10 protein-coding genes and 1 pseudogene are annotated in these 12,021 nt (G+C 63.4%); 9 read left to right on the top strand and 2 right to left on the bottom strand.

What is annotated here, in order from left to right:
• The 5 genes and pseudogenes from J0I79_RS23425 to J0I79_RS23445 form a co-directional block, all read left to right on the top strand.
• Nucleotides 1-879: pseudogene (locus J0I79_RS23425) on the top strand (serine hydrolase); the annotation flags it as partial.
• 103 nt (nt 880-982) lie between these two features.
• Nucleotides 983-1,588, top strand: a complete 606-nt coding sequence (gene nthA / locus J0I79_RS23430) for a nitrile hydratase subunit alpha (protein WP_292864658.1) — start codon at nt 983-985, stop codon at nt 1,586-1,588.
• The gene (nthB, locus tag J0I79_RS23435; protein WP_292864661.1) at nt 1,585-2,244 is read left to right on the top strand and encodes a nitrile hydratase subunit beta; all 660 of its coding nucleotides are present in this window, start codon (nt 1,585-1,587) and stop codon (nt 2,242-2,244) included. Before nthA ends, nthB begins: the two co-directional genes overlap by 4 nt.
• Nucleotides 2,231-2,602 (top strand): nitrile hydratase accessory protein, encoded by a 372-nt coding sequence (locus tag J0I79_RS23440; RefSeq protein ID WP_292864664.1) that lies wholly within the window; start codon nt 2,231-2,233, stop codon nt 2,600-2,602. The genes nthB and J0I79_RS23440 overlap by 14 nt, the downstream gene beginning before the upstream one ends.
• 95 nt (nt 2,603-2,697) lie before the next feature.
• On the top strand, nt 2,698-3,627 hold the full coding sequence (locus J0I79_RS23445; protein WP_292864667.1) for an EamA family transporter: 930 nt from the start codon (nt 2,698-2,700) through the stop codon (nt 3,625-3,627).
• Nucleotides 3,628-3,639: 12 nt separating this feature from the next.
• Here the strand turns inward: J0I79_RS23445 and J0I79_RS23450 are convergent, their stop codons facing one another.
• Nucleotides 3,640-4,926, bottom strand: coding sequence for an NCS2 family permease (locus J0I79_RS23450; protein WP_292864670.1), 1,287 nt, complete (start codon nt 4,924-4,926; stop codon nt 3,640-3,642).
• 557 nt (nt 4,927-5,483) lie between these two features.
• Between J0I79_RS23450 and J0I79_RS23455 the strand changes: the two genes are divergently transcribed.
• On the top strand, nt 5,484-6,611 hold the full coding sequence (locus J0I79_RS23455) for an ATP-dependent RecD-like DNA helicase (protein ID WP_292864673.1): 1,128 nt from the start codon (nt 5,484-5,486) through the stop codon (nt 6,609-6,611).
• A gap of 27 nt (nt 6,612-6,638) precedes the next feature.
• On the opposite strand, the gene J0I79_RS23460 is transcribed toward J0I79_RS23455, so the two are convergent.
• Nucleotides 6,639-7,040 carry an STAS/SEC14 domain-containing protein gene (locus J0I79_RS23460; protein ID WP_292864676.1) on the bottom strand — a complete coding sequence of 134 codons (402 nt, stop codon included), beginning with the start codon at nt 7,038-7,040 and terminating at the stop codon, nt 6,639-6,641.
• 118 nt (nt 7,041-7,158) lie between these two features.
• Between J0I79_RS23460 and J0I79_RS23465 the strand changes: the two genes are divergently transcribed.
• The 3 genes from J0I79_RS23465 to J0I79_RS23475 all read left to right on the top strand — a co-directional run bounded on the left by J0I79_RS23465 (nt 7,159) and on the right by J0I79_RS23475 (nt 12,017).
• Nucleotides 7,159-7,899, top strand: coding sequence for a pyridoxine 5'-phosphate synthase (locus J0I79_RS23465; protein WP_292864679.1), 741 nt, complete (start codon nt 7,159-7,161; stop codon nt 7,897-7,899).
• Between the two features lie 99 nt (nt 7,900-7,998).
• Nucleotides 7,999-9,912 carry a potassium transporter Kup gene (locus J0I79_RS23470; protein ID WP_292864682.1) on the top strand — a complete coding sequence of 638 codons (1,914 nt, stop codon included), beginning with the start codon at nt 7,999-8,001 and terminating at the stop codon, nt 9,910-9,912.
• Between the two features lie 185 nt (nt 9,913-10,097).
• Entirely contained in the window at nt 10,098-12,017 is a 1,920-nt protein-coding gene (locus tag J0I79_RS23475; RefSeq protein WP_292864685.1) for a potassium transporter Kup, read from the top strand.
• Nucleotides 12,018-12,021 lie beyond the last annotated feature (4 nt).

Genomic DNA, 12,021 nt, shown 5'->3' on the forward strand with positions numbered 1-12,021 from the left:
GATTGGCATTGGGACCGCGATCCACAAGGCCTCACAATAGGTGAGGGGAGTCTGTACCTGCTGCCGCGCGACATGGCGAAGCTCGGCTACTTGTACCTGCACCAGGGCGAATGGGACGGGCGGCAGCTTCTGCCTGCTGGTTGGGCCGACGTGCTGCGCCATGCCAGTGTCAATACGCACGCGTCAGGCGATCCTGAGCAGAGCTATTCGAATTTCATATGGATATTCCCCGACAAGCACGTTTATATGATGAATGGCAAAAACGGCCAGCTGATCGTGGTGTTTCCGGATCTGGATGTCGTGGTGGTGACCACCGCCAGAAAGCAGGTTCGATACAGAGCCTTGATCGATGCCGTTTCCGGCGCGGTCAAATCCGGGGCGGGGTTACCGTCAAATCCGAATGGCGTCGCGCAGCTTGCCGATGCCATCAAGGATGCCGCGATCGAAAAGCCGGGCCCCGTCGGCCCGACGCCCGGGATTGCTTCGACAATTTCGGGAAAGACCTACAGATTCGACGATAACGAGTTCGGATTGAAGTCGTTTACCCTCGACCTGACCGAGCCGCATCCGCACTTCGACGTCGAGTTCTCCCAGCGGTATCCGGCTGGATCATCCGTGACGTTCACTCAGCCGATCGGGCTCGATGGGATCTATCGCAAGGGGGCGCCGAAGGCCTCGGATCCCAGCATCGGCCACATCACCGAGGCCAGGGGAACATGGCTGAACGGGCAGACGTTCGTGATCGACGTGCCGGTTGTGGGGTCCGGCGAACAGCAGGAAGTCGTTCTGTCGTTCAACGGCAAAAAGCTGAACCTTCACCGCACGGTCGCCGTGGGCGAGGGCCAGGACATATCGGTTGACGGCGAGCAGGGTGATTGACCTGTGATGACGGGCTGACCGACATTAAGGTGCAGGGTGCCGTACACTGCTGGCCCAAGCCCTCCCGCTTGCGGGCGGCGGGTCGGAAACGTAATTTGCGGCCATGTCCCACGATCATGATCACGACAACGAGCTCGATCCGTTTGCCGCGCGCGTGCGTGCGCTGGAAACCATCCTCACCCGCAAGGGGCTGATCGATCCGGCGGCGATCGACGTCATCGTCGACACCTATGAGACCAAGATCGGTCCGCGTAACGGCGCCAGGGTGGTGGCGAAGGCGTGGAACGATCCTGCCTATGCCGACTGGCTGAAGCGCGACGCGACGGCGGCGATCGAATCGCTCTCCTATACCGGCCGTCAGGGCGAGCATATGCAGGCGGTGTTCAACACCGAGGGCACCCACAACCTCGTCGTCTGCACGCTCTGCTCCTGCTATCCATGGTCGGTGCTGGGCCTGCCGCCGGTCTGGTACAAGGCGCCGCCTTACCGTTCGCGCGCGGTGATCGACCCGCGCGGCGTGCTCGATGAATTCGGCCTGACGCTGCCGGCCGAGACGAAGATACGGGTCTGGGATTCGACGGCTGAGCTGCGCTATCTCGTCGTGCCGCTGCGGCCTCGCGGCACCGATGGCTGGAGCGAAGAGCAACTGGCCGACCTGGTGAGCCGCGATGCGATGATCGGTACCGCTCAAGCGAGGCAGCCGGCATGAACGGGCCGCAGGATCTTGGCGGGCAGATGGGTTTCGGCCCGGTCGCGCCGGAAAAGGACGAGCCCTATTTCCATGCCGAGTGGGAGAAGCGGGCGCTGGGCGTGACGCTGTGCGCCGGCGCCATGGGCGCGTGGAATATCGACGAGAGCCGGCACGCGCGGGAATCGCTGCATCCGGCCGATTACTATGGTTCCAGCTACTATCAGATATGGATCAAGGCGCTGGAGACCTTGCTCAAGCGGCACGGTTTCGTCAGCGAACGCGACCTCGCCGCGGGCGAGGCGGTCGATGCGGCGGCGACACCGAAAAGAGTGCTGAAGGCCGAGAATGTGCCGGCTGTCCTGGCCAAGGGCGGTCCTTGCGACCGGCCGGTCGCGACCGCGCCGCGCTTCAAGGCTGGGGACCATGTGCGGACCCGGAATTTCAACCCGACCGGCCACACCAGGCTGCCGCGCTATGCGCGCGGCAAGGAAGGCACTATCGAAGCCGTTCATGACGGCTTCGTCTTTCCCGACAGCAACGCGCATGGGCAGGGCGAGAACCCGCAATGGGTCTATACGGTGGTTTTCGACGGAGCGGAGATCTGGGGCGATGGCACCGATCCGACGCTGACCGTCTCGATCGACGCCTGGGAGAGCTATCTTGAGCCGGCCTGAGCCGAACGGGGTTGCCGCCGATCTGCCCGCCGGCCTCGATGCGCCTGTTTTCGCCGAGCCATGGCAGGCCGAGGCCTTTGCCATGACCGTGGCGCTGCACGACAAGGGCCTGTTTTCGTGGAGCGAGTGGGCGCAGGCGCTGTCCACCGAGGTCGGGAAGCCCGATGCCGCGGCGGACGGCCATGATTATTACGAGCATTGGCTGGCGGCGCTGGAACGGCTGCTGGCGTCGAAAGGGCTGGCGGCCAAGCCGGATGTCGACGCGATGGCCGAGGCCTGGGAGCGGGCCGCGCACGCCACGCCGCACGGCAAGCCAATCCTGCTCGAAAACGATCCGGAGTTCGAATCCGCCCCGTGAGGCGGATTTTCGGATCGTCCAAATCCCCCATGCCTGCCAGGGCGAACGCAACCCTCTTCCCGCGAAAAGCGCCGCCATCCACCAAGAGAGAATGAATGTACCTGTCGGAAATTCTCTCGATCGGCGCGGCACTGTGCATAGCCACAAGCGGCATGCTGGCGGGTGAACTGATCGGCCGTATCGATGCCTTGACCCTGACCCGGCTGCAAACGGTTGCGGTGACGATTGCCACCGCAATAGCGGCAACGTCGGTGGGCGGCTGGGCCGGGCTCGCCCCCTGGCAGGTGGGCTATCTCGCGGCGTCGGGCGTGTTCGGCATATTCATCGCGTCCTCCGCCTATATCTCGTCGATATTCGCGCTCGGGCCGCGCCTGGCGCTGCTGGTCTTCTCGTTGACCTCGCCTTTTGCCCTCGTCATGGGCTATGTGTTCCTCGGCGAAACGGTCGGCCCGGTGAAACTGGCCGGCGTCGCGCTGGTCATCGCCGGCATCGTGCTTGCCATCCTGTTCGGGCGTGCCGCAAGGGTTCAGCCGGAAGGCATCTTTCCGACACCGCCGATCCAGGCTCCGGTACTGCCGCCAAAGCAGATGACACTGCCTGTCGGTCTCGCGCTTGGACTGGTCGCAGCCCTCGGCCAGGCCGCGGGTGCGCTCGTGGCGCGTCCGGTCATGGCCTCGGGCGTGAATCCGTTCACCGCGATGGCGATCCGGACCGGCGTTTCCGGCGCGCTGTTCATGTTGCTGCTGCTCGCTCCCCTGCCTGCCGCCGCCAGGCGTCCCTGGCCATCGGGGCGCACGATCGGCATCGGCGTCTGCGGGGCGCTGATCGGCACGGGCATGGGCATGTCGCTGATCATGGCGGCGCTGGCCGGCGGCGAGGTCGGGATCGTCTCGACCTTGTCGTCCCTGTCGCCGGTTCTTGTCCTGCCGATGGTTTGGCTACGCACCGGCCACAGGCCAGCGGCTCCCGCCTGGGCGGGAGCCGTGCTTGCCTTTGCCGGCACGTCGCTCATCGCGCTCGGCTGAGCGCCGGGATGATCACACGATCGCGAAGCGGATGACGAACAGGATCGCCACGATCCATGTCGCCGGGTGCACGTCGCGAACGCGCCCGGTCAAAGTCTTCAGCACGGCATAGCTGATGAAGCCGAAGGCAAGACCGTTGGCGATGGAGTAGGTCAGCGGCATCATCATGGCCGTCAGCGCTGCCGGCGCCGCCTCGGTGATGTCTTCCCATTCGACCTCGACCAGTTCGCGCATCATCAGACCCGCCACATAGAGCAGTGCGGGAGCGGTCGCGTAGACGGGAACCGCGCCGGCCAGTGGCGAGAAGAACAGCGCCGCCAGAAACAGGATGGCGATGACCAGTGCCGTCAGCCCGGTACGGCCGCCGGCCTGAACGCCCGAGGCGCTTTCGACATAGGCGGTGGTACTGGATGTGCCGAGCAGCGAGCCGGCGATGATCGCCGTGCTGTCGGCAAGCAAGGCGCGGCCCAGCCGGTTCGGCTTGCCTTCCTCGATCAGCTTGGCGCGCTTGGCGACGCCGATCAGCGTGCCGGTCGCGTCGAACACCTCGACCAGGACGAAGACGAGGATGACGTGGAGCAAGCCGCTATGCAGGGCGCCGAGGATATCGAGCTGCAGGAAGGTCGGCGCGATCGAAGGCGGCATCGACACGACACCGTTGAAGTGGCTTACGCCAAGGATCATCGACACGACGGTAACGACCAGGATGCCGATGAGGATGGCGCCACGCACCTTCAAGGCGTCCAGCGCCGCGATGATGAAGAAGCCCAGAATGGCGAGCAGCGGCCCGGTTTCCGTGACCTTGCCAAGTTCCACCAGGGTGGCCTGGCTGGCAACGACGATCCCCGAACTCTTGAGCGCGATGATGCCCAGGAACAGGCCGATGCCGGCGGCGACGGCGCTGCGCATGGATTGAGGAATGCCGGCGATCAGCCAGCTGCGTATGCCGGTAACGGTCAGCAGCAGGAAGATCAGGCCTGATATGAAGACCGCGCCCAGCGCCTGCTGCCAGGTGAAGCCCATGGCTCCGACGACGGTGAAAGCGAAGAAGGCGTTGAGACCCATGCCCGGCGCCATGCCGATGGGCCAGCGCGCCACCAGCGCCATGATCAGGGAACCGAGTGCCGCCGCCACGCATGTCGCGACGAAGATCGCGTTGCGATCCATGCCGGTGGTGGACAGGATCTCCGGGTTGACGAAGATGATGTAGGACATCGTGAGGAAGGTGGTGACGCCGGCGATGATTTCCGTGCGCACCGAAGACCCTTCCTGCTTCGGATTGAAAAACGCTTCGAGCAATTGCTGCTCCTCCTTGCTGCTTCCTCTCTGCGCCGGCTGAAAAATGTTCGCGAACGGTGTCCGTCAACACGGACCATGTTCCAAACCGGATCGCTGGTTCCTCGCGTCACTCCAGACGCCAGCCTATCCGCCTCCTCCGGCAGTTCCCAGGCGCGAAACACTTGTCCTCGCCAGGCGCGCGCAAGTTCCGCCGAAGGCTTTGCCGGCGCAAGAGCCAAGTATCGCCGTCTGGCTCGAAGCTGTTTCACATTTTTATTGAATGTCAGTTCTGGCTTTTTACTAAGCCAGGGGGGCATCCGTCGAAGACGGGCTGCACCTTTCGGGCAACGGCTTCACCCGCCGGCTTGAGGCGCGGCGGCCTGCTGTGCACGTTATCCCGCAACGATAGTGACACGGCCCGGGTCATGCAAGCGGCGACGGATCGCCAATGTTCCCTTTACGTTCCTTTTCTCCGCTGATAATGCTGGCTATGGGCCGCTGCCCTCGTCACATCGAAACACGATGGCAGGGGCAGCGTCGTCCTTGTCTTTCTCTTGCGAATCCGGTCTGTCGCTCAGATGGAATTCTCCCCCCAACAGGACGAGGCGTTGCAGGCTGTCGCCCGCTGGCTCCAGGCCGGCAAGCCGCAGCTGTTCCGGCTGTTCGGCTATGCCGGCACCGGCAAGACGACGCTGGCGCGCTATTTCGCCGAGCATGTCGACGGGCAGGTGCAGTTCGCCGCCTTCACCGGCAAGGCGGCGCAGGTGTTGCGTTCCAAGGGCGCGGTCAATGCGCGCACCATCCATTCGCTGATCTACCGGCCGAAGGGCGAGGAATCGGTTGAGGACGAGGTGACCGGCAAGACCTCGATGTCGCCGACCTTCTCGCTCAACCGGCAGAGCCCGATCTCGCGTGCCAAGCTGGTCGTCATCGACGAATGCTCGATGGTCGACGAGCAGCTCGGCCGCGATCTCATGAGTTTCGGCACGCCGATCCTGGTGCTGGGTGACCCTGGCCAGTTGCCGCCGATCTCGGGCGGCGGCTTCTTCACCGATCACGAACCGGATTTCCTGCTCACCGAAATCCATCGGCAGGCGCGCGACAATCCGATCCTGCGGCTGGCGCTCGACGTGCGCGAGGGGCGCGAGTTCATGCGCGGCGATTACGGCACGGCGCAGGTGATCGGCAAGGAAGACGTCAACCAGGAGCTGGTGCTGAAAGCGGATCAGGTGCTGGTCGGCACGAACCGCACAAGGCGGCGCTACAACCAGCGCCTGCGCGAGCTCAAGGGCTTCAACGCCGACTACCCGCAGGCCGGCGACAAGCTGGTGTGCCTGCGCAACGATCCGGCCAAGGGTCTGCTCAACGGTTCTTTGTGGAAGGTGATGACCTCGTCGCGCGAAACGGTGAAGCCGGGCATCAATCTTCTGGTCTCGCCCGAAGAGGACGATCCGGATCGCGGCGTCGCCAAGATCAAGCTGCTCAAGGCGGCGTTCGAGGATCCGGATGCCGAGATCCCCTGGCAACAGAAGAAGCGCTTCGACGATTTCGACTATGGCTATGCCTTGACCGTGCACAAGGCGCAGGGCTCGCAATGGAACGAGATCGTTCTGTTCGACGAAAGCTGGGCCTTCAAGGAAACGCGCCAGCGCTGGCTCTACACGGCGATCACACGGGCGGCGGAGCGATTGACGATCGTCCGGTAAGGCAAGGCGACCTGAGGGTGGTTGCCATCAAGCTCCGGACTGCCTTGCATCGAGCCATGCCCATGCCTCGGCTTCGTCCTCGATCTTGAAATGCCTGAATTCGATTGGCGAGGAGGCGGGCAGGGCATGTCGTGCGTCCGCTGTCCAGTCGGGCGTGCCGATCGCCGCGCACCGGCCTATATGCTCCAGGGCATGGACCGCGCCCTGCTTGAGGGTCTCGTCGGAAATGGCGGACCAATCTACGCCATCATGGTCGATCATGCGCACGGCCACGTCGATTTTCTGGTGGAGCGCATAGGCGGCCTCCAGCAGGCCGAACAGGTTTTCGGCATCGGCCGCCGAGACGTGCCCGACCACATCGATGGCGAAGAGGTCGTCGCGGCTGGCATCGATGCGGCGGATCGCGGGCACGGATTGCAGGAAATTCACGGCAGGGCCTCCTTTCGCCAAACGGGACACTCCCTCTGGAACACCGGAAACCCCTATCTGTTCCCGCCAAAGACGCTATAGATGCGCGTCATCTGCCTGATGTCACGGACGCCAGCCCATGCCCGCAAAGCTTTCCGTCAACCTCAATGCCATCGCCATGCTGCGCAACCGGCGCGACCTGCCATGGCCTGATGTGATCGGCATCGGCCGCCTGGCGCTGGCCGCCGGCGCGCATGGGTTGACCGTTCATCCGCGTCCCGACGAACGTCATACCCGGCATTCCGACCTGCCTCAGATCAGGGCGCTGATCGATGACGAGTTCCCGCGGGCGGAATTCAACATCGAGGGCTATCCAAGCGAGGATTTCCTGGCGCTCGTGGAAAAGAATCAGCCTGAACAGGTGACGCTGGTGCCCGATGACCCGGCGCAGGCCACTTCCGACCACGGCTGGAACTTCGCCGCCGATGCCGCGTTCCTCACCCCGATCGTACGGCGCCTGAAGAAGGGCGGTTTCAGGGTGTCGCTGTTTTCCGATGCCGATCCGGCCGGCGTAGGGGCCGCGCGCGACACGGGAGCCGACCGGATCGAGCTTTATACCGGCCCTTACGGCAGCTTTCATTCCGATTCCGCAAAGGCCGCCAATGAGTTGGAAAGACTGGGAAAAACGGCCGACGCGGCCATTGCTGCGGGTCTTGAGGTCAATGCCGGGCATGACCTGACGGTGAAGAATCTGCCCGCTCTGGCACGGCGTATTCCGGCATTGGCCGAAGTGTCGATCGGACATGGGTTGACAGCCGACGCATTGGAGTATGGCATGGCCGGCACGGTGGGCCGGTTTCTCAGGGCCTGCGGCTGGTAGGGGGCAGAGCTTCACCTTGCAGGTACGGCAGCCATAGCGTGCAATTGACATCGCGTTGCAGCATGCGTGAAGCACCGCGCGCTCGTCGGGGAGTGGTCTATGGACCTTACCAGTCGCGGTAGCGAGGCCGAAGCCGTCGAGCAATCGAGCCATTCCGGGCCCGAACAGCACAGCACCAAGGTGCTGATGCTCGGCGCGCTCGGTGTTGTCTATGGCGATATCGGCACCAGTCCGATCTACGCTTTCCGCGAGGCGCTTCACGCTTCGCCTGGAGTCGATACACGCGCTCATGTGCTTGGCGTTCTGTCCCTGATCGTCTGGGCGCTGACCATCATCGTGACCATAAAATATGTCGCCTTCGTGCTGCGGGCGGACAACAAGGGCGAAGGCGGTACCTTGTCGCTGATGTCGCTGGCGCGCAGCGCCTATCCCAAAGGCGCGCGATTGATCCTGGCGATCGGCCTTTGTGGCGCGGCTTTGTTTTTCGGTGATTCGATTATCACGCCGGCCATCTCGGTGCTGTCGGCGGTCGAAGGCCTCAGGGTGGTGACCCCGGCACTGGACGCCTACGTCGTGCCGATCACGCTGGTCATACTGGCGGTCCTGTTCTCGGTGCAACGTTTCGGCACGGGAAAGGTGGCGGCCGTCTTCGGGCCGGTGACCGCGCTGTGGTTCCTGGCTATCGGCGCGGCGGGGCTCTATCACCTCATGGACGATCCATCGATCCTGCTGGCCATCAATCCGTATTACGCGGTCGCCTATCTCGTCAGCACGCCCACGGCCGCCTTTGTCACTGTCGGTGCGGTGTTCCTGGCGGTGACCGGGGCCGAGGCGCTCTATGTGGATCTCGGCCATTTCGGACGCAGGCCCATCGTGTTGGCATGGTTTTCCGTGGTTTTCCCTTGCCTGCTGCTCAACTATTTCGGGCAGGGCGCCTTTGTGCTGGCCAATGGCGGGAGGCCGACCAATCCGTTCTTCCAGATGCTGCCCGAATGGGCACTGATGCCGATGGTGGGACTGGCGACCGCCGCGACGGTCATCGCCAGCCAGGCAGTCATATCAGGCGCCTTTTCGCTGACCCGACAGGCGGTGCAACTCAACCTCCTGCCGCGCATCGAGGTGCAGCATACGTCCGAGATGCAACTCGGCCAGATCTACATGCCCCGTGTCAATCTGCTCATCGCCCTGGGGGTGATGCTGCTGGTTGTCGGTTTCGGCAGCTCGAGTTCGCTGGCTTCCGCCTATGGCATCTCGGTGACCGGCGAAATGCTCATGACGACGATCCTGCTGCTTGTCGTCATGCGCAAGCTGTGGAAATGGACACTGGCGGTCGCCCTGCCGCTGACCTTGCTGTTCGGCATCATCGACAGCGGCTTCTTCCTGGCAAACATCGTGAAGATTTTCGAAGGCGGCTGGGTATCGATCACGGTCGCCTGCCTGATGGGGCTGACCATGTGGACCTGGATACGCGGCACCCGCTATCTGTTCGACAAGACACGCCGCAACGAGATTCCGCTCGATTTCCTCGCCGCCAATCTGTTGAAGAAGAAGCCTCACCTGGTGTCCGGCACCGCCGTGTTCCTGACCAGCGACCCGCTCAGCGCGCCGACCGCGCTGATGCACAGCCTCAAGCACTACAAGGTGCTGCATGAGCAGAACGTCATCCTTTCGGTGGTCACCGCGCCGCAGCCGGTGGTGCCCGACAGCGACCGGGTCAAGATGGAGACGGTCAACGAGCTGTTCATGCGGGTGACGCTGACCTTCGGCTACATGGAACAGCCCAACATCCCGCGCGCCCTGGCGATCTGCCGCAAGCAGGGCTGGAAGTTCGACATCATGACGACGTCGTTCTTCCTGTCGCGCCGCTCGCTGAAGGCCTCGCCCAATTCGGGAATGCCGGTGTGGCAGGACAGGCTGTTCATCGGCCTGGCGCGCACCGCGGCCGACGCCACGGAATATTTCCAGATTCCGACCGGACGCGTCGTGGAAATCGGCACGCAAGTAGCTATCTAATGCAATCAGGCGGGCATTGTGGGCCCGCGCCGTGCGCTGCGGCGGCGAATTCAGTCCGGGACCATCGGATTGCAGGCCATTTCCCAAGGAGCTTAGCCTTGCTAGCATGGGTGCCATAACGCGACGGCACTTGATATTGCATTGCAGCAAGCGTAGAGCACCGCGCGCTTATCGGAGTGTCGTCCATGGCCCTTGCCAATGCTGGTAGTGAGGCAGAACCCGTCGAACAGTCGAGCCATCCGGAAATCGAACAGCATAGCACCAAGGTGCTGATGCTGGGCGCGCTGGGCGTGGTCTATGGCGATATCGGCACCAGCCCGATCTATGCCTTTCGCGAGGCCCTGGTGGCGTCGTCGCACGGCCACGTTGCCGAGCGCGGCGATATACTGGGCGTGTTGTCGCTGATCATCTGGTCACTGACGATCATCGTCACCATAAAATACATCATGTTCGTGCTGCGCGCCGACAACCGGGGCGAGGGCGGCGTGCTGTCGCTGATGGCTTTGGCGCGGGGCAGCTTCCCCAAGCGCTCGGCGGTGATCCTGGGCGTCGGCATTGTCGGGGCATCGCTGTTTTTCGGCGACGCCGTCATCACGCCGGCGATCTCGGTGCTTTCGGCGGTCGAGGGCATGAATGTCGTCACCCCCGCCTTCCAGCCCTATGTCGTGCCGCTGACCCTGGTCATTCTCGCCATCGTGTTCGCCGTGCAACGTTTCGGCACGGGTGGCGTCGGGCTGGTCTTCGGCCCGGTGACGGCGGTATGGTTCCTGGCGATCGGTCTTTCCGGCCTCAACCACATCATTGCCGATCCTGAAATCCTGTGGGCGATCAGCCCGCACTACATTGTCGCCTTCCTGATCCATTCGCCCGACGTCGCCTTCGTGACGATCGGCGCCATCTTCCTGGCCGTCACCGGCGCCGAAGCGCTTTATGCCGATCTCGGCCATTTCGGCCGCAAGCCGATCGTACTGGCGTGGCTGGCGATCGTGTTTCCCTGTCTGCTGCTCAACTATGCCGGGCAGGGCGCTTTCGTGCTGGCCAATGGTGGAACGGTCGGCCATCCGTTCTTCGAGATGAACGAAGGCTGGGCGCTGATCCCGATGGTCGTGCTGGCGACCGCGGCGACGGTCATCGCCAGCCAGGCGGTGATTTCGGGCGCCTTTTCGCTGACCCGTCAGGCCGTGCAGCTCAACATGCTGCCACGCCTGGAAATCCTGCATACGTCGGAAAAGCAGTCCGGCCAGATCTACATGCCGCGCGTCAACCTGCTGCTGGCGCTGGCCGTGATGCTGCTGGTCGTCGGCTTCGGCGAATCCAGCAAGCTGGCTTCCGCCTACGGTATCTCGGTAACCGGCAACATGCTGGTGACGACGGTGCTGCTTTTCGTCGTCATGACCCGTATCTGGAAATGGAAACTGTCGGTGGCGATCCCGCTGACCGCGCTGTTTGCCTTCATCGATATCGGCTTCTTCGCCTCCAACATCGTCAAGGTGTTCGAAGGCGGCTGGGCGTCGCTGCTGGTGGCCTTCACCATCGTGCTGGGCATGTGGACCTGGGTGCGCGGCAGCCGCTATCTGTTCGACAAGACGCGCCGCAACGAGATCCCGCTCGATTTCCTCGCCGCCAATCTGTTGAAGAAGAAGCCGCAGCTGGTATCCGGCACCGCAGTCTTCCTGACCAGCGATCCGCTTAGCGCGCCGACGGCGCTGATGCACAGCCTCAAGCACTACAAGGTGCTCCATGAGCAGAACGTCATCCTTTCGGTGGTCACCGCGCCGCAGCCGGTGGTGCCCGACAGCGACCGAGTCAAGATGGAGACGGTCAACGAGCTTTTCATGCGGGTGACGCTGACCTTCGGCTACATGGAACAGCCCAACATCCCGCGCGCCCTGGCGATCTGCCGCAAGCAGGGCTGGAAGTTCGACATCATGACGACGTCGTTCTTCCTGTCGCGGCGCTCGCTCAAGGCCTCGCCCAATTCGGGAATGCCGGTGTGGCAGGACAGGCTGTTCATCGGCCTGGCGCGCACCGCGGCCGACGCCACGGAATATTTCCAGATGCCGACCGGACGCGTGGTAGAAATCGGGACGCAGGTGGCGATCTGATTGG

This window comes from Mesorhizobium sp., from assembly GCF_017306585.1.
In the GTDB taxonomy this organism is placed as follows: domain Bacteria; phylum Pseudomonadota; class Alphaproteobacteria; order Rhizobiales; family Rhizobiaceae; genus Mesorhizobium.

What these genes read in the sequence shown, in the direction of transcription:
- nthA (WP_292864658.1), top strand. Translation starts at nt 983, where the DNA reads ATGTCCCACGATCATGATCACGACAACGAGCTCGATCCGTTTGCCGCG.
- nthB (WP_292864661.1), top strand. Translation starts at nt 1,585, where the DNA reads ATGAACGGGCCGCAGGATCTTGGCGGGCAGATGGGTTTCGGCCCGGTC.
- J0I79_RS23445 (WP_292864667.1), top strand. Translation starts at nt 2,698, where the DNA reads ATGTACCTGTCGGAAATTCTCTCGATCGGCGCGGCACTGTGCATAGCC.
- J0I79_RS23455 (WP_292864673.1), top strand. Translation starts at nt 5,484, where the DNA reads ATGGAATTCTCCCCCCAACAGGACGAGGCGTTGCAGGCTGTCGCCCGC.
- J0I79_RS23465 (WP_292864679.1), top strand. Translation starts at nt 7,159, where the DNA reads ATGCCCGCAAAGCTTTCCGTCAACCTCAATGCCATCGCCATGCTGCGC.
- J0I79_RS23470 (WP_292864682.1), top strand. Translation starts at nt 7,999, where the DNA reads ATGGACCTTACCAGTCGCGGTAGCGAGGCCGAAGCCGTCGAGCAATCG.
- J0I79_RS23475 (WP_292864685.1), top strand. Translation starts at nt 10,098, where the DNA reads ATGGCCCTTGCCAATGCTGGTAGTGAGGCAGAACCCGTCGAACAGTCG.